This window comes from Telluria sp. PB2R4, assembly GCF_059685695.1.
Window position 1 is genome coordinate 117,972 of record NZ_JCASIC010000005.1, and the last position, 21,773, is coordinate 139,744.

The following is a 21,773-nucleotide window of genomic DNA, read 5'->3' on the forward strand; positions in this document are numbered from 1 at the left end:
GGCCGCAGCCGGTCCGTGACTGTGAGCCCTAATCGATTGCTTCAGTCCGGCGACAGTGCGACCTGTACCGGTTTGGCACGCGGTGCCAGCAGCCAGTTTTTCAGGGCATTGCGGAGTCGGATGGTGTGCCGCTCGAACAGCAGATAGAACAGATACCCGGCCAGCACCACCGCACCGAGCATGACGACGTACCAAAGGAAATCCGTTGCGGAGTTCGGGTCGAGGCGCTCGCTCCCCAGGTGTTCGCGCCTCAGGTAGCGCATCAGGCCGATCACCGGGACGTGGAGCACGTACAGCGAGAACGAAAACTCCGAGAAGAACACCGCGACCCGGTTGGCCCGGCCATAGGCCGGCGCACGCGCGTCGACCCCTTGCTGGAACGAAGCCAGCAGGAGCAGGAAGGGAATGCTGCAGATGATGTCCTGCACGAATGACCCGGGCACAAGGTCGTCGTTGGTGCCACGCAGGCGGTAATACACGAACAGGGCTGTGGTCAGCACCAGCAACAGCGCTTGCCATGATTTCCCGCAATCGATACGGATGCGCGAAAACGCGGCGCCCAGCAGCCAGACAGCGAAATACAGCGAGATCATGTCGCGCATCGTCGCCAGCAGCAGGACCAGGGCAGCGGCGGCGGCGGCACGGCGCAGCACGCCGCCTCCGGCGATCACTAGCAGCAGCAAGGGGAACTGGATGTAGTACCAGGTTTCATGCGCCAGGCTCCACAGGGGATAGTTGCCGCCGAATTCAGGCACGCTGACAGTCTGCAGGCCGAACAGGTTGCCGGCCAGGGACGCGGCCGAGAATTCGTTGGCCGGATTGAAATCCACCGGGCCGGGCGCGGCGGCGCCGACGACCACGCCAATCACAAGTGTCAGCAGCAGGGTCGGGACCAGCACGGTCCAGAGGCGGGTGAAGCGGTCGATCGCATAATGGGCGATCGCCTGCGGCTTGCCGAAGCGGTTCATCAGGCTGCCTCCCACCAGCCAGCCGCTGATCAGGAAGAAGACGACCACCGCCTGGTGCGCGAAACCGGTGAAGAAGGCCAGACCCATGTAAGCCAGCGAGGGGTCTTCGAGCGTGCTCAGGCCCGGATAAATCTCGGCGCGCAGGTGCGCTGCCGCCACCTGCAGGGCCGCGAGGCCGCGCAAGGCGGAGATCAGGAGCGACTGCAGCGCGTTCTCGCCCAAGGGCGCTCGTGCTTGCCAATGTATCGAGGGGAAGGAAACCATGTGTCTCTCCATTTGTAGAAATTTGCTAGCCGCACGTGTCCCAGGAATAGGGCTGCGCGTTGCCTGACAGCACGATCGCGAGCTTGATCATCCAGTAGCCGACATGCGCCGATTGCATCAGCGAAGCCGATGCAAAGAAAACCGTAAGCCCGCAGATGGCCGCCGCCGGGCCGGGCACGACCCCGCGCCGCGCCGCCTGGTTCCCGGCCTGATGGTCGGCTTGAAACCCGGCTCGAAACACGGCTTGAAACTCGGCTTGAAACACGGTGCCGACGCTCGCGACTGCGCCCAGCAGCCAGCCGGCAGCCGCTTCAGCGACCGCATGTTCGTCCTGCCGGACCAGCGCGGCGGCCATCAACAGGCCCAGCGCCAGCCCGGCACCGGTAGCGGCAAGCGCGCACCTGCGCCCGGCTGGACGGCACAGCAAGTAGCCCAGCACCGGGTACACCGCAGTCACGCCGGCCGCGTGGCCGCTGAAGGCCTTGAAATCGAGCACGGCGATATCGAGGCCCCAGCCCAGGTAGGCGATCTTGCTGCCGCCGACGAGGGCGATGACGCAGGAATACAGGAGTACCCAGGCGCCCGCTGCACGCCAGGCGCGGGCACCTGCCATCCATGCGCCTGCCGCCGCAGCCAGCGGCAGGGTCAGCTCGAGGTCGCCGAGGTGCAGCAGCTGCATCGCTTGTCCGCCGATTCAAGGCTCAGCGAACGATGGCGGCGAGCGTGTGCGCGATGATCCGCACGTCGCCCCAGAAACTGCGTTCTTTCACATAGCGCACGTAGTAGTCCAGCTTGACCGGCAGCACGGCTTCGACATAGGCCCGCTCCGCGTCGGCCGCGCGCGCCAGGATTGCGTTCTCGTCCTTGTAGCGGATCGCGGCCCAGTCGGTGATTCCGGGCGCGACGGACAGCACCACGCGCCGCTGCTCGGGCGGATAGCAGTCGACATAGCGCGGCACTTCGGGCCGCGGTCCAACCAGGCTCATGCTGCCCTGGACGACGTTCCACAGTTGCGGCAGTTCGTCGAGCTTGTAATGGCGCAGGAAGCGTCCGGCCCGGGTCACGCGCGGATCGGCGCCGACGGTCAGCTGGGAACCGTCCACCGGGCGCTGCTGCATGGTGCGGAACTTGTAGATCGTGAACGGCTTGCCGCCGCGACCGACGCGCTGCTGGCGGTACAGCACCGGGCCGCTGGAATCGAACCTGATCCAGACCGCGATCAGCAGCAGCACCGGGGCCAGCAGCAGCAGCCCGGCCGCGGCGCCCAGCAGGTCGAATGCGCGCTTGCTCATGACAGCAGCTCGTGCAGCGCCGCGGTCACGCGGTCCTGGTCGGAATCGAGCATCCGGGTGTACAGCGGCAGCGTGAGCATGGCCTCGAAGCTGGCTTCGGCCACCGGGAAACTTTCCGGATTCAGGCCGCAGCTGTCGCGCCAGTAGGGCTGGCGGTGGAGCGGAATGAAATGCACGCTGGTGCCGATGCCGCGTTCGGACAACTCGTTGATGAGCTCGTCGCGTGTGACGCCGGCGCCGTCTAGCAGGCGCACCACGTACAGGTGCCAGGCATGGGTGCTGCCCAGTGCGGGACGCGCCGGTAGCCGCAGGGGCAGTTCGGCCAGCGCTTCGTCGTAGCGTTGGGCCAGCCAGGTGCGGCGCTGCTGGAAGCGGTCGATCTTGCGCAGTTGCTCGATGCCGATCGCCGACGCGATGTCGGTCAGGTTGTACTTGAAGCCCGCCGCGATCACTTCGTAGTACCAGGCCGGCACGCGCGAGGTGTAGCGGTCGAAGGCGTCGCGGCTGATGCCGTGCAGGCGCATGGTGCGCATGCGCGCCGCCAGTTCCGGGTCGCGCGTGACCACCATGCCGCCTTCGCCGGTGGTCATGGTCTTGTTGGCATAGAAGCTGAACACGGTGATGTCGCTGCCCAGCGTGCCGACCAGCCTGCCGTCGAGGCGGGTGGGGAAGGCGTGCGCCGCGTCGTCGATGACGCGCAGGCCGTGCCGTGCCGCCAGCGCCAGGATGGCGTCCATGTCGCAGGCCAGGCCGGCGTAGTGCACCGGCATCACGGCACGGGTGCGCGGCGTGATGGCGGCGGCGATGGCCTCGGGCCAGATGTTCAGGGTAACTGGGTCGATGTCGACGAACACCGGCCGTGCGCCGAGATAGCGCACGACTTCGGCGGTGGCGGTGAAGGTCATGGTGGGAACGATGACTTCGTCGCCGGGGCCGATGCCCACGCTCTCCAGCGCCAGGTGCAGGCCGGCGGTGGCGGAATTGACCGAGATCGCCTCGACGTCGCCGCCCAGGTAGGCGCGGAATTCCTGCTCGAAGTTGCGCGTGACCGGCCCGGTGGTCACCCAGCCGGTGCGCAGGCAGGCCGAGACGGCGCGGATTTCCTCGTCGCCGATGTCGGGCAGCGCGAAGGGCAGGAATGTCGGGGGCGAGTCGTCCAATGGGTCGGTATGCGACGTCGCTGCGGCTTGTGCCTGTTCAGCCATGGGTAACCTCGTGTGCGAAAGTGGTCAGGAAACGTTGTCCGAGGACGGGATAGGTCAGGTTGGCCAGTGCGTGGATGCGACCGCGCTCGCCCAGCGCGCGGCGTTCGCGCCTGGACATGGCCAGCAGGGCGGCCAGCCCGGCGGCGACGGCGGCAGGGTCTTCCGGCGCGACCGTCAGGCCGCAGCCGGCTTCGTGTACCGGATCGTTGCCGGCCTCCACGGCGTGCAGCACCGGGCAGCCGCCCATCATGTAGTCGATCAGCTTGTTCGGCGCGATGCCGAAGCGGTACAGCGGCTGGCGCTGCCAGCCGAGGTAGGCGATGTCGAGCAGGGCCATCAAGGCCGGGATCTGGGCCTTCGGGATCGGCGCCGCGAAGTGCAGGTTGGAGAGCCCCAGTTCGCGTGCGCGCCGCGCCAGGCGGGCCTTCTCGGGACCGTCTCCCACCAGGACGAAGGCCAGCGGCCGGTCTTTCATGCGGGCCGCAGCCTCGAGCAAGGTGTCGAGCGCATTGGCCAGTCCGTGGCTGCCCGCATAGCCGACCACGGTGCGGCCCTGGGCGCGCAGGCCGGCCAGCAGGGCGTCGAGCTCCTCGGGCAGGGCGGGCGGCGCTGCCAGCCACTCGGCCGGGTCGGTTCCATTGGGAACCACGTGCAGCTTGTGCGGCGCCATGCCGCGCGCCTCGAGGTGTTCGCGCACCTTGGGCAGGATCGAGACCACCGTGTCGGCGTGGCGGCAGGCGTAATCTTCGGCCGCCTGCAACAGCCGGATGAAGGGATGGTGGCGCGAGAAGCCGCCCAGTTCCATCGGCGACAGCGGCCACAGGTCGTGCACCTCGTGCAGCAGGCGGGCATTGGCAAGACGCGCGATCCGGTGCGCCGGCCAGATGTCGAGCGGGTAGGTGCTGGAGGCGATGACGACTTGCGGCGCGACCTCGCGGGCAAGCAGGCGCGCCTCGCGCCACAGGCGCAGGACGAAAGCCGCCATGTTGCGTACCCGCGCCAGTCCGTTGCCGCGGTAGGGCGGCGTCGCGAGCCAGGTGTAGTCGATGCCGTCGATGTTCTCGTCGCGCCGGTCGCGTCCCGCCATGTCCGGCGCGATGGCGCGCACGTGGGCGTGGCTGGCTGCGACGATCCGCACCCGGTGTCCGAGCCGGACCCACTCGCGCGCCAGGTAGTAGGGCCGGTATTCCATGCCGTGGTGGACCGAACCGGCATAGTGGTTGATCAGGAGGATGTTCATTGCATTCCCGGGATAAGCGCGCGTCAGGCGCGCCATGCGACTTCTTCGACCAGGCGGCGCACGTTGCAGCGCGTGCTTTCCACCCAGTTGGTTTCCCACTGCACCGGGTGGGTGAGCAGGCAGATATGCCGGTGCTTCCCCAGCGCCTCGAACGGCGACAGCGGGTAGTAATAGACTGGATGCTTGCGGTCGCTGATATAGATGTCGAAGCAGCGCAGCAGCTCGGCGTCGTAGGATTCGCATTCGATGCCGCAGCGCTTGCGCAAGCCTTCGTCGCGCAGCAGTTCGTGGTTGATGACTTTCAGGCGGCGGTTGGCGAAGTCGCCGTGGCTGGCCACCGTCGTGATCGGCGATCCCAGGCGTTCGACGATCCCGCTGATGTTGCGGGCGAACAGTTCGCGGATTTCAGGGAAACGCAGGCGCACGGCGTCGGCGCTGCGCAGCCGGTGACGCTTGGCGAAATCGGCTACCTCTTCGTAGTGGTAGCTGGCTTCGCTGCCGGCGGCTTCGATCTCGCGCATGAAGCCGAAATCGAGCGTACACAAGCGGAAGTAATAGCTCGCATGGACGCCGTGGCGCGACTCGATGTCGAACATCTTCCTGGCGGTGCGCAGGTCGCTGTCGATGTCGTGCCGGTGCACGAAGCTGGGGCTCCTGGGGCATACGGCGGACTTACCGGATGTGTCTTGTGCGCCCTGAATCTGGCGAAAGAAGTCGCGCACCGACAACTGGGCGTAGCCGGCGGCGGCCACTTCGCGCACCAGGGCATCGTATTCGCCGAGCCGGCTCGGCATCAGGTAATCGGCATAGACACGGTTGAGCATGGCGTTCATTGCAGGAAATAGCTGGCGCGGTAGGGGCGGAAACCCAGGATGGTCTTGAAGTTCCGGAGTCCTTGCTGGGCGCCGAAGAAGGTGTCGTACATGACGTAGCGGACCTTACCGGCTTGTATCAGCTGGCACACCGCCTCGCTCAGCAACAGATGCATGATGCCGTCGTTATTACGAATTCCCATCATCTGGGAAAACGAGGCAAAATTCCCGTAAATGCCCAAGGTGGCATAAGCGACGAGCTTTCCCTGCGGGTTGAATACGCCCCAATAATGGAAATGCTGTTGGTTATCAAAACGTTCCTGTTTTTCCAGGTATTTCTCGTCCATCCTGCGGCCCTGGCGAACGTCGAGACTGGTATTAATGTCGTGAATATCGTCGATGTGCTCATTACGGTCTATTTCACGTACGACATAACCGCGGCTGCGGGCCCGCTTGGCGTGATAGGCGCCCTGGTTCTTGCCCTTGATATGTTCCAGGTAGGCTTCGCCCGTTGGAAATTGCGCCAGGTCGATCAGGGCGGCGCCGATGGTTTTATGCCGGATGATCTTGAAACGGGGATGCGGTTTTGTGTAAGCGCGATAGGCCGCCTTGATATCGACCGGATCGATTTGTTGCGAGAAATAGAGCCGGGCGCGCGGCAGTTTCATTACCTCGAGAAATGTATTGTAGTGTTGCAATAACATAGTCGGTCTCATATTTCTTTGATAACTAGACAATACGGCTGATGGCCCTGGTCCCATTTGAACTAACGTAAACACCGGCCCTCCAACTTAGTCAATTGATCGGATTGAATGGGTGGCCAGGCTACCTTTCCTGAACGGATTCGTTCGATAGGGATGTGGCGCCAGCAGGTCGGCATAAAATGCGATCAGTTTGTCCTCTTCGTTTTTCCAGTTGTAGCGTTCGAGCACCGCGCGGCGGCCGTTGGCGCCCATGTCGCGCGCCTGGTTCGGATGGCTGGCCAAGTGGTCGATGGCGGCGGCGATCGCTTGCGGGTCGCGCGGATCGACGCACAGGCCGCACCCGCTGCCTTCGACGATGTCGCGCCACAGCGGAAAGTCGGAGGCGATCACGGGAACACCGGCAGCCATGTACTCGAACATCTTGACCGGCAAGGCTTCGCGGTAGCTGGCGGTCGGCAACAGGGTGACCAGGCCGGCGAAGGCGCGTTCCATCACCCCGGCGACGCCGCCGCGGTCGAGGTGGCCGAGCGCATCGACCCGGCGCCAGCCCGGCTGGCTCCTCACCTCGGCTTCGAGCTCGGCCTCGGCGAAGCTGCCGGCCAGCTTAAGGCGTGCCGGCGCGTGCAGGAGGGCGCATGCGGCCACCAGTTCGCGTATCCCGCGGATTGCCGAGATGCTGCCGACGTAGCAGACGCTGTCGCGCAGCTGTGCCGGCCCTGCCAATTGCGGCCCCATGAACTCTTCGGCGCGCGGATAGTTGTTGACGTCGACGGTCAGCGCGTTGTGGGCGGCCAGCCGGTCGCGGATCAGCGGCGTCGCCGCCAGCACCCCGTCGAAGCGGCGCAGTGCGCTGCGCTCGAGCGCCGCATAGGCGCGCGACAACAGGCGCGCGTTGCGCGGCGACAGATAGGGCTTGTCGAGCAGCTGGGAAGGCACGTCCTCATGGGCGTCGAACACCACCTTGCGGCCGGCAAGGGCCAGGCGCAGGCCGACAGGTATCAGCTCGGGATCGTGCAGCTGATAGACATCGCCCCCGAGGGCCAGGGCGGCGCGCCCGACCCGCTGCGTCGTGCGCAGCATGCGTTCGCGCCGGCTGGACGGGCGCCCGACATCGAGGATCCGGATGCCGTCGCGGTCGGCGTCACCGAGACCGTCGGCCACCACCAGGGTGAGCTCATGCCCGTGGCTGGCGAGGCTACGGCACTGCTTGACGAAGATCCGGGTATCGAAGCGCGGATGTGCCGAGCTCAAGTGCACGATGCGGGCCATGTTTCCTCTCGTACGAATAACGTGCGCAGGCGCCGAGGGTGGCGCTGAGCAGCATGTCGGTGAAATAGTGGGACGTCACCAACAGCAGCACGGTGACGCAGGCGAAGGCAAACGCGCACATGAACAGTCCGCGTGCACGGGCGGCAAAGTACTCGTGGAAGAACATCGGCGTGATGGGCAGGATCGCCAGCGCCGCCAGGTAGACCATGCCGAACAGGCCGAGGTCGACCCAGGCCGACAGCACGTTGTGCGAGTAATGACCCGGCTTGTAGCTGGCATAGTCGCCGAACAGCGGATGGGCGGCCACGGTCTGCCAGGCGTGCACGGTGAACTGCCGGCGCCTGTTGGCCGAGGTCGAATGCGACAGGTCGAGCAGTTCCAGGATGCGGTTGGAGGGAAGGGACGCCAGGATCTGGTCGAAATACATGGCGGCCAGCGCCGCAAGCATGGCGACGGCCAGCAGGAAGACCAGCTTGTGGCGCGAAAAGTAGAATTCGATCAGCGGGATGGCGAACATCAGGGCCGCGAATTCGCTACGGGCCGTGTTGACGAACAGGGTCGCCGCACCCAGGCCATGCAGCACCAGGCGCAGCGGCAGGCTGCGTGTGAAGCAGACCACCGCCAGGTAAGTAAACAGGTAAGAGCGCGAAAAGCCCTGGTAGGTGGCGAGCGCGTTCGGATCCTTGGCGATGCCCAGTGCGCCCAGGTAGAACACCCCGTCGACCGAGTTCGAGAAGGCGATCGAGGACATCGCCGCCAGGCTGAGCAGGCCGACGATCCGGAAGCGGCGGCTGTCGAAGTCGATGAAGCTGAACTGGATGAAGACCAGCGCCATGAACAGCACGCCGAGGATGTGGTTGGTGACGATGACACGGTTGGCGCCGGCCGCACCGTTGACCACCACGACCGTCAGAAAATAAGCGAAGAACAGGCCGTAATGGAGGTCGACCATCGTCAGGCGGCGTGGGTCGCGGCGCATGCGCGACAGGTAGATCAGGCCCATCGGGATGGCGAACAGCAGCGCCATCGGTGCGAAATAGCCGCCCAGGAAGGCCCCGGTGGTACCGGTGCCGAGCAGCGTGTGATAGAAGAAAAATCCCGGGAACAGTGCGAAGAAACTGCCGACCAGCACCAGCTGGTCGCGCCGCTCCCACCCGCGCAATGCCCGCTCACCCTTGCGTGGCGTGTTCATGCTGCCACCATGACGTTGCGTGAACACTGCCAGGACATGTGCAGGTACACCAGGTACAGGCAGCCATACCCGATCACGTACCACAGCACGTTCTGCACCACACTGCCCGGCGCCAGGAAGGCGCCCACCGTCACGGCGAACAGGGCTATCTGCCACCACAGGTCGGCCTGCTGGCGCCCGGCGGCGGCGAATACGTAGCTGAGCGGGCTGGCGATGAAATTCAGCAGGAACAGCGGCGCCATCAGCTGGGCCAGCTCGCCAGACTCGCGCCATTGCTTGCCGAACACCAGGGCAAACAGGTCCGGGGCGAACAACAGCAGGATCAGGGCCGGCCCCGCGCCGAGCAGCGCCAGGGCCTTGAAGGTGTGGCGGTAGGCCCGGGTGCAGTTGCCGTGTTCCTCGAACTCGCGCACGGATTCGCGCTTGAACACTTCCAGCACCGAGGCGGCGATCAGGGAAACCGGGGCCGACAGCACGCGCTGGGTGAGCGCATACAGGCCGGCGGCCAGGGCGCCGTGGCGCATGCCGATCAGGAACAGGGGCAGCTGGCTGACCGCTCCGTTGAGCAGGTTCGAGGGCAGCGAATAGCGCCAGAACTTCTGGTGCCGGACCAGGTGGCCGCGCTGCTCGGCGTCGAGGCGCCAGCCGATCGGCGCGCGGGGCGGGTGCAGCAGCCTGCGCGCGGTGGCGTAGCCGACTGAGGTCCCGAGCAGGTGGCCGAGCACCAGGCCGACGCCGCCCAGCCCCGCGTGCAGCAGGGCCAGCTGGGAGGCGACGATGACGGCGGCGGTGCTGACCTTGGCGCGCGCGGCCTTGCCGAAGGCGTTGTGCGAGGTGGCGAACGCCAGCGTGGTCTGCATGCAGCCGGTGAGCCAGGTGCCGACGCCGATGGTGAGCAGGGCGGTCCATGGCAGCCTGGCGGCGGCCTCGACGCCGGCCAGCCGGGCCCCGGCCGCCAGCAGGGTGAGCGCCAGGGCGGTGACGGTGGCGCTGTAGAACACGACCCGGAAACAGGCGCGCTGCCGTTCTGGTTCGTGATCGAGGATCATTGCCGACTCCATGCGCAGGGTGGCGCCGATTGCCGCGATCGCGACGATGCCGAGCCAGACGCTGTACGCACCCAGCTCCCCCGGAGTGCACATCCGGGTCAGGAACGGCGCGGCCAGCAGCGGCAGGGCCTGGGCGCCCACGGCCCCGCTCAGCACCGTGGCCACGTTGCGCCAGAAGGGCGGCACCGGCATCGCGCGCAGCCTCATGCAAATCAGCCTGACGCGTCCGAGGCTCATGCCGCCTTGTCGCCGGGCTGGCCCTGCACTTGCGCCTGCACCTGGACCAGCGCCTGCGCCAGTGCCTGCACGACCCGTTGGGCGCTCGGGCGGTCGAGGTAGGGGCCCATCGGCAGGCTCAGCACTTCGTGGGCCAGGCTGGCCGCCACCGGGCAGCCGCCCGGCCCGGCCCAGCGCGCGTAGGCGGGCTGCTGGTCGATGGGCACCGGATAGTGGACCGCAGTGGGTATGCCGGCCGCATGCAGGATTGCCTGCAGCCGGTCGCGCTGCTGCACCAGCACCGTGTACTGGGCAACCACGCTGGTACGGTCCGGACGGCAGCCGACCGGCTCGATCAGCTTGCCGGGGTTGCCCGGAAGCGTGCTGCCGAATGTGCTACGGATTGTGCTTCCAAGCAGGTCGTCGTAGCAGTCGGCCGCGCGCTGGCGCTGCTCGACTTCCCATTTGAAGCGGTCGAGTTTGGCCAGCACGATGGCGCATTGCAGGGTGTCCATGCGTCCGCCGACACCGATGCGGGTATGCACGTAGCGGCGCGACTGGCCGTGCACGCGGATCTCGCGCATGGCGCTGGCCAGCGACTCGTCGCTGGTAAAGATGGCGCCGCCGTCACCGTAGCAGCCGAGCGGCTTGCTGGGGAAGAAGCTGGTACAGCCGATGGTCGACAGGTTGCAGCTTTTGCGGCCGCGGTAGGTCGCGCCGAAGCTCTGGGCGGCGTCTTCGATCACGGCCAGGCCGTGGCGTTCGGCGATCGCGTTGATCTCGTCCATGTCGGCCGGCTGGCCGTACAGCGACACCGGGATGATGGCGCGGGTGCGCGGCGTGATGCGGGCCTCGATCAGGCGGTGGTCGATGTTGCAGGTGCCGGCTTCGACGTCGACGAATACCGGCGTGGCGCCCAGCAGCACGATCGCTTCGGCGGTCGCGATGAAGGAGAAGGGCGTGGTGATGACTTCGTCGCCCGGCTCGATGCCGAGCGCCATCAGGGCGATCACCAGCGCCTCTGTGCCTGAGGACACGGTGATGCAGTGGCGCGCGCCGGTGTAGGCGCTGAGTTTGCCTTCCAGTTCGGCCACCTCCGGCCCCATGATGTACTGGCCATGGTCGAGGACCGCCTGGATGCGGGCGTTGATCAGTTCGCGGGAAGCGAGGTACTGCGACTTGAGGTCGATGAAATCCATGGGATCCTCGTCAGGTTAGGAAGCCGCGCGCTCGAGGTGGCAGATACCCTCGTGCAGCACGTACAGGTCGCCGGTGTGGGGGCAGCGGGCTTCGGCTTCCGGCCTGCCTTCGTCCTGCACGGCGCCCGGCAGGGGAAGGTCGAGGCGTTCGCCGAAGCGGCTGATCCAGCCGATCTGGCGCGCCGGCACCCCGGCCACCAGGGCAAAGGCGGGCACGTCGCGGTTGACGACGGCGCCGGCCGCAACGAAGGCGTATTCGCCGACGGTGACGCCGCATACGATGGTGGCGTTGGCGCCGATGGTGGCGCCGCGCCGCACCAGGGTGCGCCGGTATTCGTGCTTGCGCATGACCGCCGCGCGCGGGTTGTAGACATTGGTGAACACCATGCTCGGGCCGCAGAACACTTCGTCTTCGAGCGTGACGGCGTCGTAGATCGACACATTGTTCTGGACCTTGACCCCGTTGCCGAGCACGACGTCGTTGCCGACATAGACGTTCTGGCCCAGCGAGCAGTCTTGGCCGATGCGGGCGCCGGCGCAGACGTGGGCAAAGTGCCAGACCCGGGTGCCGTCGCCGAGGGCGGCGCCGTGGTCGACGATGGCGCTGGAGTGGATGACGATGGCCATGTTCAATACTCCAGCGGCAGGGCGATGCGCTTGCCGTCGCGCGCCGAGCGGTAGGCGGCCACCAGCACCTCGAGCGACTTCAGGCCTTCGCGCCCGTCGGTTTCCGGCTCGGCTTCGCCGCGCAGGGTCTTGATCACGTTGTCGTAATAGAGCGGGTGGCCGAAACCGTACACCGACGTGGTCTGGTAACTGGCTTCCTTGACACGCTCGTCGTCGGGGTCGGGCGTGGCGAACTCCCACTGCTGCACCTCGTTGACGGCGACGCCGCCGATGCGCACGCTGCCGTGCTCGCCCAGGATGGTGATCGAGCCTTCCATGTTGCGCGGGTAGGTCAGCATGGTGACGTTCATTGAGCCGAGCGCGCCGTTGCGCCAGCGCAGGCTGATGACGCCGGTGTCCTCGACTTCGATGTCGCGCGCCAGGGTCGCGGTGTAGGCCTGCAGGCTTTCCACCGGCCCGACGATCCAGTCGATCAGGTCGACGTAGTGGCTGGCCTGGTTCATGAAGGCGCCGCCGTCGAATTCCCAGGTGCCGCGCCACTTGGCGCTGTTGTAGTATTCGTCCGGGCGGGTCCAGAACACGTTCAGGTTGACCATGTAGATGCGTCCGAAGCGCTTTTTCTCGACCGCGCTCTTCAGCAGCTGGAGGGTAGCGTTGCGCCGGTTCTGCTTGACGACGAACAGGCGTACCCCGGCGGCGTCGGCTGCCGCGACCATGGCCTTGCCGTCTTCCCAGCGGGTCGCCATCGGCTTTTCGGTGATGACGTGGCGGCCGGCGCGCGCCACCTGGATCGCTTGCTGCGGGTGCAGCCCGGACGGCGTGCACAGGATAAAAGCGTCGGCCTCGCACTCGGCCAGCATCCGGTCGAGGCTGCGCCAGGCGCGGGCTCCGGTTTCGCCGGCGGCGGCCTCGAGCGCACGCGGGTCGACGTCGCAGACCCCGACCAGTTCGCAGCGGTCATGGTGCTCGCGCAGGGCATTCATGTGGTTCTTCGCAATGCGGCCGCAGCCCACGAGGGCGAAGCGGATCTTGCGGTCAGTGATGGCAGGGGGGTAGGAACGCATTCTTATTCTCCGGACAATACGGGCGCTTGTTGGTCGGTAGCTTGGGGTCAGGCCTTGACGACATTCGGCAGGCGTTCGGTGTAGACGCCGCGGGTGTCGACGATCAGGTTCGCGTATTGGCGGACCAGCTCGTAGTCGAAGGCGCTGTGCGCGGTTGCAATCAGCACCACGTCGTAGGAGGCGATCACGTTCGGGTTCAAGGGCACGCTGGACAGGTCGAAGCGGTGCTCGCGCATGCGCGGGAACACCGGCACGTGCGGATCCGAGTAGTCGACGGTGGCTCCCTTGCGGCGCAGGATCTCCATCAGGGCGACCGAGGGCGATTCGCGCATGTCCTCGACATCTTTCTTGTAGGCGATCCCGAGCACGAGCACGCGGCTGCCCATGATCGAGCGGCCGCGCTCGTTCAGGGCATCGGCCACCTTGCCGATCACCCAGTGCGGCATGTCGCTGTTGATCTCGCCGGCCAGCTCGATGAAGCGGGTGTGCACGCCGTATTCGCGCGCCTTCCAGGTGAGGTAGAAGGGGTCGATCGGGATGCAGTGGCCGCCCAGGCCGGGGCCCGGGTAATAGGGGGTGAAGCCGAAGGGCTTGGTCGCGGCGGCGCGGATCACCTCGTGGATGTCGATGCCCATGCGGTCGGCAATGATCTTCATTTCGTTGACCAGGCCGATGTTGACGGCGCGGTGGATGTTCTCGAGCAGCTTGGTCAGCTCGGCCGCGCGGGTCGAGCTGACCGGCACCACGTGGTCCACGGCGGCGCGGTACAGGGCCACGCCGGCCTCGAGGCAGGCGGCCGTGGAGCCGCCGCAGACCTTGGGAATGGTGCGGGTCTGGAAGTGCGGGTTGCCCGGGTCTTCGCGCTCGGGCGAGAACACCAGGAACAGGTCGCGTCCCACCGTGAAGCCGCGCGATTCGAGCCGCGGGCGCAGTTCTTCCTCGGTGGTGCCGGGGTAGGTGGTGCTTTCCAGCGACATCACCTGGCCTTCGCGCACATAGGGCAGCAGGGCGCTGACGGTGCCGAGCACGTAGGACAGGTCGGGTTCGCGGAAGGCGTTCAGCGGGGTCGGCACGCAGATGATCAGGGCGTCGGCCTCGCCGGCACGGGTGAAGTCGGCGGTGGCTTCGAAGCCCAGTTCGCGCGCCGAGCCGATCGCCCTGGCGTCGATGTGCTTGATGTAGCTCTCCCCGCGGTTCAGGCGCTCGACCTTCTCGGTATCGATGTCGATGCCGAGCACCTTGAAGCCTTGCGCCGCGTAGCAGAGGGTCAGCGGCAGGCCGACGTAGCCGAGGCCGACAATGCCGATGACGGCGGTGCGGTCCAGCAGCTTGGCCAGCAGCTGCTCCAGGTGAGGGGAGGTGTTCTCGTCGCGCATGTGTTTCCTCGTCGGTGAGTAGCGGTGGGTGAAGGTTCAGATCCGGAATGGCACGAATCGCTTGATCAGGCTCGGGGCCTGGGTGTCGGCCACCAGGGGCGGCGGCGCCACCGGCGAGGTGGGCACGTACTCGGCGACGATGGCCTTGACCATCGATTCGATCGTGCCGCGCTCGTGGGTCTCGCAGGCCATCATCAGGCAGGTGATGCAGGTTTCCAGCACGCTGGGGCGCAGCGCGCTTTCCTTCATCCGCATGATGCGCGGGTGCTCGCTCGGGAAGACGGTGCCGTCGGTCAGCAGTTCCTCGTGCAGCTTCTCGCCGGGGAACAGGCCGACGAACTGGATCTCGATGTCGCCGCGCGGGTTCTGCGAGGTGCGCTCGGTGAGGCCCGACATGGCGATCATGGTGCGGGCCAGGTCGACGATCTTGACCGGCTCGCCCATGTCGAGCACGAAGACGTCGCCGCCCTTGGCCATGGCGCCGGCCTGGATCACCAGCTGGGCCGCCTCGGCGATCAGCATGAAGTAGCGCGACACTTCCGGATGGGTGATGGTCATCGGGCCGCCGCGTGCGATCTGGCGCTGGAACAGCGGGATCACCGAACCGGACGACCCGAGCACGTTGCCGAAGCGGACCATGCAGAAGGTCGTGTGGGCGCCGTGGCGCACGGCGGCCGCCTGGAAGATCAGTTCGGCGATGCGCTTGCTGGCGCCCATGATGTTGGTGGGACGCACCGCCTTGTCGCTCGAGATCAGCACGCAGGTCTCGATCTGGTGGCGGGCGGCTGCGCTGGCCACCACCTGGGCGCCGATCACGTTGTTGCGCAGTCCTTCGACGATGTTGGCTTCGACCAGCGGCACGTGCTTGTAAGCGGCGGCGTGGTAGATCGTGTTCACCTTGCCGTCGCGCAGGACGCGCTCGAGCAGTTCGTCGTTGCAGACCGAGCCCAGGTGGGCATGGATGGCCAGGCCCGGGAAGCGCGCGGTCAGCTCCTGGCGCACCGTGTACAGGGCGTATTCGGAGTGATCGAGCAGGTGCAGTTCGGTGGGCGTGAGCGTGACGATCTGGCGGCACAATTCGCTGCCGATCGAGCCGCCCGCGCCGGTGACCAGCACGCTCTTGCCGCGCACGCAGCGGGCGAACAGGTCGAGCCGCGGGGGCACCGGAGGGCGTCCCAGCAGGTCCTCGAACTTGAGTTCGCGGATCGAATCGCGTGCCGGCGGCCGGTCGTCGGCCAGGTCGACCAGGCGGCTCAGGATCTTGACCGGCACCCCGGCCTGGCCCAGGCGCTGCATGATGTCGCGCAGCCGCTCGGGCGACACCGAGGGCAGGGCGATCACGATGGTGCTGATGCCCTGGCTTGCTACCAGTTCGGCCAGGCGCGTGGTGTTGAATACGCGCAGGCCGGCGATGGTGCGTTCGTTCAGGGCGCGCTTGTCGTCGAAGAAGCAGACCGGGCGGTATTCGTCGCTATGGCGCATTGCCTGTACCAGGCGTGCACCGGCGTCGCCGGCGCCATACACGGCGACTGCATCCGAATTGCCGGCGGGCCGCCCGCCATAGGCACGGAGCAGGTTGCGCAGGCCGATCCGGGAAATCACGACATACGAGAAAACCACGAACCAGTAAATGGCGAGCGCACTGCGCGGAAAGCGTGGCTCGTTCATGATGATTAATACGACATACACGCATAAAATAGCGAATGCGAGTGCCGCACCGGTAAAACTGAGTAAACGCTGGTCGATAAAACGGATGACGGCCCGGTATAAATCGGATACCGAAAACGCGGCGATCGTGACCACGGCGACAAGCGCATAGGACGCCGGGCCGAAATTCTGCGCGAGCTGTAGATCGCCGCCGCGCAATATCATCGCGATCAGGAAACAGACCGGCAGTGCCAGCAGGTCGCACCCTACCATCAGGGCGATTTTGCTGGTGCGGCTCATCGACACCATCCTTATCAAAAGCTGGCTGAAAAGATCGGATCTGAAATTGGGCATGGCAATCCGCTGCGGGTTAGGAATTAATCGAAGCCTAAATACAATCGGGCGCGGTAATGCATAGAACGAGATAATCCGGTCGTTATCCAGAGGGCAGGGAATGAAACAATAAAGAAGTTTTGTAAATTTATTATCGGCCGGCTACTACTAACGGAGTTTGACCTGACTCAACGGCGGCAAGTGAATTAATTAGAAAGGTACGAAAAATAAATATAGGAAATGAAAATAAGAAATAAATCGCCTATTTCATTTCCATTGATTATTTAATTGATGAGCGGAACTGATGAGCAGGTCGCGTGCAAGGTTCTCTGCGCACGACCGAGCTTGAGGAAGGGAGCGGAAACAAAAACGCGCCGGCATGGCGGCGCGTTGCGAGGGGCAGAGCCGGAAGGCAGCGGCTCAGGCGCCAGGAATGCCCGGACGGGGCTGCGGCGCCATCGGCGGCACCGTGATGTGCTCGTTCAGGCGCAGGAACTTGAAGCCGGCCAGCACCTGTCCAGGCTTGCCCTCGCGCGCATTGCGCGCCTCGCGCTCCTGAGCGCGTGCGATGAAGGAGTCGAAGCTTTCTTCGCGTACCTGCGGCGCCTGCGAGTGCAGGAGGCGCCGTTCGCCGTCCGGCCCCAGTACCACCAGGCCGACATGCGAAGCCCAGTATTCGCCGTTGCGGGTCGAGATCACGTTCACGAAGTCGCCTTCCTGCAGCCGGGCGGCGATGGCCGCCACGCCTTCCTTGGCCACGTAGGCCTGACGGCTGCTCTCGACCGGAATGTCGCGGATGGTAGCGTGGCGGGTGCGCAGGAAGCGCGCGCGGTCCACCGTCATCGCATACGAGGGCCCGCCTGGTCCGGCCAGTTCCGCGCTGACGTCGGTCACCAGCCAGCGGTTGGCCACGTTCCAGTCCATCTCGGTGTAATGGTTGCGGCTGGCCACGCCGATCACGCCGTCGCGGTAGCGGATCCGCTGCAGCATCCAGAAGAACTCCTCCCACGACTGCGACAGCGCCATTGCATAGGTGTGTTCCGCGAACACGACACAGTCGCTTTCCTTCAGGCTGAACAGCGGCAGGTTGTCGTGTATTTCATACGGAAATTCGCCCAGCAGGTGCAGCGAGTAGGGCTGCCCGAGATTTTTGCGGCCGATCGCCGCGATGCGCTTGCGCAGGTCCGGTTCGGCGCCGTGGATGTAGGCGATGTAGCGGCCGGCTTCCTGGGGCGTCATCTGGTAGAGGGGCTTCTGCAGCACCGTGGCGAGCGGAATCTCCGCAGGCGGCGTGGTGGTGGAGGGCGCGGTCGGGGGCGCACTGGCGCAGCCGGCGAGGGCGGCGCCGGCAAGCAGCAGGCTACTGAGGCGATGGGCGAGGGGCATTTGCAAAAAAGAGACAAACGAGGTGATGAAGATGCTGCCACGCTACTACCGCTCGTGCCTGAAAGGGAATGAAATTTTGTTCTTTCACTATAACTTCGACGATGGTCGAATATGTACATTCCTGAAAGTTATATACAGGTGAAAACAAGTGATTATTCAGCAAGCATTTCATCATCAATACTCCGACCATGGCTGAGAAACGCCTACCAATTGCATACCAATAGCTATAAACTCAGGAGAGACGTCATGTTCAAGCAGAAGCCGCTCGCAGCGGCCGTATCGTTGGCTGTGTGGAGCCTGGCCGCCGCCCCGGCCCTCGCGCAGGATGCACCGGCAGGCCAGATCCAGACCGTCGAGGTGACCGGTATCCGCGCCTCGATGGCGAAGTCGCTGGCCGTTAAGCGCGATGCGGGCGCCAACGTCGAGGTGATCACCGCTGAAGACGTCGGCAAGATGCCTGACAAAAACCTGGCCGACTCGCTGCAGCGCCTTGCAGGCGTGGCCGTGCGTACCGACTACGACGAGGCCGAGAAGGTCGCCATGCGCGGCTCCAACCCCGACCACACCCTGATCCTGTTCAACGGCCACACGGTCTCGGGCGGCGACTGGTATGTCGCCGACCAGCTCTCCAGCAGCCGCTCGACCAGCCTGTCGCTGATGCCGTCATCGGTGCTGAACCAGGCGATCGTCTACAAGACCTCGCAGGCCAACATCGTCGACGGCGGCATGGCCGGCACCATCAACGTGTCCACCCGCAAGCCGCTGGCGCAAAAAGAGCGCCTGACCGGCGTGGTCAACCTCGGCGCCGTGTACTCGGAACTGCCGGGCAAGGCCGCGCACGACACCAATGCCTCCATGAACTGGAAGAACGAGGCGAACACCTTCGGCTTCATCCTGCAGGGTTTCGCCGAGAAACGCCACGTGCGCCGCGATTCGGCATCGCGCTTCGCCTACTCGGGCGGCAGCGGCTGGGACGTGATCAATACTTCCACCATGCTGGGCATCACCGACGCCTCGCTGGCCGGCACCGGCTTCAAGGCGGCGGACCTGAACGGCGTGCGCATTCCGGGTTCGATGAGCACCGAATTCGTCGAGAGCGTGCGTGACCGCAAGGGCGGCATGTTCTCGGCCCAGTTCAAGCCGAACGCCGACCTCGACATGACCATGACCGGCTTCCATTCGGAGATGAAGGCCGATAACTTCGGCCGTCTGAATGCCGGCGCCATGTTCAGCATGTTGCGCGGCCTGGGCGGCATCCAGGGCGGCGCCGCGCCGACCAGCTCCAACGGCCAGCGCGTCTACGCGCAGATCAAGAACCCGGTCATCGTCAACGAGCGCACCATCTACGGCCATGATCTGAAAGTGTTGAAGTCGGCCGACATCGTCTACCCGGCGGGCACCACCCCGCAATACATCGGCGAAACCGAGGGCGCCTACCGTGAGGGCGCCAAGGCCACCAGCGCCTTCCTCGACCTCGACGTCAAGTATCGCGTCAGCCCGGACCTGACCGTCAAGGGCCTGCTGTCCACCACCAAGGGCGTCGGCCAGACCGGACTCGACCAGGGCCTGACCTACACCCGCTATGGCACCGGCGTGCGCTATGCGCTGGGCGACCTGCGTGACGCGCCGTTCGTCCAGTACCTCGGCACCGGTCCGAATGTCCCGGGCCGCAATGCCGACGGCAGCGGTTTCATGCTGAGCGGCCGCGCCGCGTCGGGCGTGAAGACCACCGACAAGGAAACCAGCCTCAACCTCGACGCCGAATACAAGCTCGACCGCGGAATGGTGAAGTCGCTCGACTTCGGCGCGCGCCATGCCGACCACCGCCGCGAGAGCGCACGCCGCTTCCCGCAGCTGCGCACCGGCGCCCTGTCGGCGAACGAGCCGCTCGCCGGGTCGAACTTCATTCCGTATCCGTCCGATTTCGGCGCCGACCTTGACGGCCCGGCCGGCTGGGACAACACCAGCTGGACCCTGACCCCGGAAGCGCTGAAGGCCTACTTCGCCGCCAACTACAAGCCGACCAACGCCGACTGGGAGCGCCGCGTCTCGACCGAGCTGGACATGCGCGAGCGCCAGAGCGCGGCCTACCTGATGGCCAACCTGGAAGGCAACCGCTGGTCGGGCGACCTCGGCCTGCGCTATGTACGCACCAAGATCAACGCCAATGTGCCTTCGCCACTCCCGGCCGGTCTGTGCCCGCGCACGGAACCCGGCAAGCCGGTGACGACCTGCGCCGCGGTGCCGGACGCGATCACGACCGCCAGCGACGGCGTGCAGTATTACGACAACGTGCCCTTCGTGATCAATTCGGGTGTGATGTACCGCAAGCTGGCCAAGGAAAGCACGTTCAACAACCTGCTGCCCAGCATGAACATTCGCTACGAGCTGACCAAGGACCAGATCCTGCGCTTCGGCGCCAGCAAGACCATCGCGCGCCAGAACTACAACCTGCTCGGCGCCGGCTATGGCTCGCCGGCCTGTACCGACGGCGTCTGCCAGGTCACCGGCCCGAACCCGAACCTGGAGCCGCTGTTCTCCAAGAACATCGACCTGTCCTATTCCTGGTACTTCGCAAAGCGTTCGATGTTCGGCTTCAACCTGTTCGCCTCGAACATCACCGGCTATCCGAAGACCGGCGTCGCCGGCCAGGATACGGTGGAGCTGCTCGATCCGCGTGATTCGCAGATCAAGACCTTCGCGGTCAATTCGGCCTCGCAGCAGGGCGCCCGCATCCGCGGCATCGAAGTGATCTACGAACAGCCGTTCGGCGAAACCGGCTTCGGCTTCACCTCGAACGCCAGCAAGTCGCGCACCCGCGTCGACGATGGCCGTCCGATGGTGGGCGCGTCGGAATACGCGGCCAACCTGGGCGTGTACTTCGAGGACGACAAGCTGTCGGCGCGCCTGGTCGCCAACTACCGCAGCGAGTACATCAACACGTCGACCGCGCCGGCCCCGAACGCCAACAGCCAGGGCCTGTCGACCATCAACGGCATCCTGATGCCGGTCGCGCCGACCATCGCCGCACCGGTGACCACGCTGGCATTCAACGCAAGCTACAACCTGACGCAGAACCTGCAGTTGCAGTTCAACGCAACCAATCTGACCAACGTGAAGCGCGCCTACTATCGCTACAGCGAAGAAGAGCAGCAGAAGCTGGACGTCAGCGGCCGTATCTACTACCTGAACCTGAAGTACCGCTTCTGATTCATCGTCGATCCGTCTTGAAGGGGAGCTCCGGCTCCCCTTTTTTCGTCTGGGGACGGCGTACTTCCAGCCGTGCCCGCGGCCTTGTAGGAGGGGACCTATCGAAAAGTGTGCGGCACTTAACGGTGACTATCGCGACCCATCGGTAAGATGGACCTGTCTGAGTGAGGGACCTGTGCGTTACGCGCACGGTACCGACAGCTCAACAGGTTAGCCGGTCGCCTCGAGGACCGGCACCAATTCGGGCCGGCGCGCAGGCGGCGGCCCCCAACGGAAGTGGAGGTCGCCATGTCCGAGATCAAGCAGCCACCCAAGCACCTGGTACGTGAATACCTCGAACGCCGTGCACGGGACAGTGCGCCGCCGCCGACGCCGGAGGAAATCCGCCGCCAGCTCGGTTGGGGCATGCTGATGCCGTCCGATCTCAAGATGGGGACCAACCGCTCCTAACTCCGCCGTGCATACGGTGTCCACCAAGGAGACGTTCATGACCAAGAAGATCGGCAACAAACACGAGGCACAACACCGCGGCAAGGCAGAGCGCCTCGAGATCCGCCGCACCAACATCGCGCGCGAAGCGGTCAAGCTGGCAGAAGCCCGCGCCAAGTACCGCAACCAGGTCAAGGGCCGTCCGCAGATGGACCTGTCGGCTTCGGCCTGACCTGTCGACCGAAAGCTTGTCCGAAGGCCCGCCTCCATGGCGGGCTTTTTTACGTCCGT

At 65.4% G+C, this 21,773-nt stretch carries 19 protein-coding genes; 3 read left to right on the plus strand and 16 right to left on the minus strand.

Annotated features, from left to right (window positions below):
* Positions 1-41 precede the first annotated feature (41 nt).
* From AC56LU_RS10575 to AC56LU_RS10650, 16 genes are all read right to left on the minus strand, one after another.
* Complete coding sequence (locus AC56LU_RS10575; RefSeq protein ID WP_497175554.1) at positions 42-1,190, minus strand: acyltransferase family protein; 1,149 nt, start codon at positions 1,188-1,190, stop codon at positions 42-44.
* Positions 1,191-1,257: 67 nt separating this feature from the next.
* Positions 1,258-1,911 (minus strand): hypothetical protein, encoded by a 654-nt coding sequence (locus tag AC56LU_RS10580; protein ID WP_497175555.1) that lies wholly within the window; start codon positions 1,909-1,911, stop codon positions 1,258-1,260.
* Between the two features lie 22 nt (positions 1,912-1,933).
* Complete coding sequence (locus AC56LU_RS10585) at positions 1,934-2,524, minus strand: sugar transferase (RefSeq protein WP_497175556.1); 591 nt, start codon at positions 2,522-2,524, stop codon at positions 1,934-1,936.
* Positions 2,521-3,729 carry a DegT/DnrJ/EryC1/StrS family aminotransferase gene (locus tag AC56LU_RS10590; protein WP_497175557.1) on the minus strand — a complete coding sequence of 403 codons (1,209 nt, stop codon included), beginning with the start codon at positions 3,727-3,729 and terminating at the stop codon, positions 2,521-2,523. The genes AC56LU_RS10585 and AC56LU_RS10590 overlap by 4 nt, the downstream gene beginning before the upstream one ends.
* Entirely contained in the window at positions 3,722-4,969 is a 1,248-nt protein-coding gene (locus AC56LU_RS10595; RefSeq protein WP_497175558.1) for a glycosyltransferase family 4 protein, read from the minus strand. Before AC56LU_RS10595 ends, AC56LU_RS10590 begins: the two co-directional genes overlap by 8 nt.
* 23 nt (positions 4,970-4,992) lie before the next feature.
* Positions 4,993-5,793 carry a hypothetical protein gene (locus tag AC56LU_RS10600; RefSeq protein ID WP_497175559.1) on the minus strand — a complete coding sequence of 267 codons (801 nt, stop codon included), beginning with the start codon at positions 5,791-5,793 and terminating at the stop codon, positions 4,993-4,995.
* A gap of 5 nt (positions 5,794-5,798) precedes the next feature.
* On the minus strand, positions 5,799-6,449 hold the full coding sequence (locus tag AC56LU_RS10605) for a hypothetical protein (protein WP_497175560.1): 651 nt from the start codon (positions 6,447-6,449) through the stop codon (positions 5,799-5,801).
* Positions 6,450-6,572: 123 nt separating this feature from the next.
* Positions 6,573-7,754 (minus strand): glycosyltransferase family 4 protein, encoded by a 1,182-nt coding sequence (locus AC56LU_RS10610; protein WP_497175561.1) that lies wholly within the window; start codon positions 7,752-7,754, stop codon positions 6,573-6,575.
* Complete coding sequence (locus AC56LU_RS10615) at positions 7,681-8,946, minus strand: hypothetical protein (protein ID WP_497175562.1); 1,266 nt, start codon at positions 8,944-8,946, stop codon at positions 7,681-7,683. Before AC56LU_RS10615 ends, AC56LU_RS10610 begins: the two co-directional genes overlap by 74 nt.
* A complete protein-coding gene (locus AC56LU_RS10620) occupies positions 8,943-10,202 on the minus strand; it encodes a lipopolysaccharide biosynthesis protein (protein WP_497175563.1) in 1,260 nt (419 codons plus the stop codon). Before AC56LU_RS10620 ends, AC56LU_RS10615 begins: the two co-directional genes overlap by 4 nt.
* Before the next feature lie 26 nt (positions 10,203-10,228).
* Complete coding sequence (locus AC56LU_RS10625; protein ID WP_497175564.1) at positions 10,229-11,410, minus strand: DegT/DnrJ/EryC1/StrS family aminotransferase; 1,182 nt, start codon at positions 11,408-11,410, stop codon at positions 10,229-10,231.
* Positions 11,411-11,425: 15 nt separating this feature from the next.
* Positions 11,426-12,037, minus strand: a complete 612-nt coding sequence (locus AC56LU_RS10630) for an acyltransferase (protein WP_497175565.1) — start codon at positions 12,035-12,037, stop codon at positions 11,426-11,428.
* Between the two features lie 2 nt (positions 12,038-12,039).
* Positions 12,040-13,101, minus strand: coding sequence for a Gfo/Idh/MocA family protein (locus AC56LU_RS10635; RefSeq protein ID WP_497175566.1), 1,062 nt, complete (start codon positions 13,099-13,101; stop codon positions 12,040-12,042).
* A 47-nt stretch (positions 13,102-13,148) separates the two neighbouring features.
* A complete protein-coding gene (locus tag AC56LU_RS10640) occupies positions 13,149-14,477 on the minus strand; it encodes a nucleotide sugar dehydrogenase (RefSeq protein ID WP_497175567.1) in 1,329 nt (442 codons plus the stop codon).
* 36 nt (positions 14,478-14,513) lie between these two features.
* Complete coding sequence (locus AC56LU_RS10645; protein WP_497175568.1) at positions 14,514-16,424, minus strand: polysaccharide biosynthesis protein; 1,911 nt, start codon at positions 16,422-16,424, stop codon at positions 14,514-14,516.
* Between the two features lie 453 nt (positions 16,425-16,877).
* Positions 16,878-17,843 carry an N-acetylmuramoyl-L-alanine amidase-like domain-containing protein gene (locus AC56LU_RS10650; protein ID WP_497175569.1) on the minus strand — a complete coding sequence of 322 codons (966 nt, stop codon included), beginning with the start codon at positions 17,841-17,843 and terminating at the stop codon, positions 16,878-16,880.
* 246 nt (positions 17,844-18,089) lie between these two features.
* Between AC56LU_RS10650 and AC56LU_RS10655 the strand changes: the two genes are divergently transcribed.
* From AC56LU_RS10655 to AC56LU_RS10665, 3 genes are all read left to right on the plus strand, one after another.
* Entirely contained in the window at positions 18,090-21,053 is a 2,964-nt protein-coding gene (locus AC56LU_RS10655) for a TonB-dependent receptor (protein ID WP_497175570.1), read from the plus strand.
* Positions 21,054-21,341: 288 nt separating this feature from the next.
* Positions 21,342-21,503, plus strand: coding sequence for a hypothetical protein (locus AC56LU_RS10660; RefSeq protein ID WP_169728101.1), 162 nt, complete (start codon positions 21,342-21,344; stop codon positions 21,501-21,503).
* A gap of 37 nt (positions 21,504-21,540) precedes the next feature.
* A complete protein-coding gene (locus AC56LU_RS10665) occupies positions 21,541-21,714 on the plus strand; it encodes a hypothetical protein (protein ID WP_497175571.1) in 174 nt (57 codons plus the stop codon).
* The last annotated feature ends 59 nt before the right edge of the window (positions 21,715-21,773 follow it).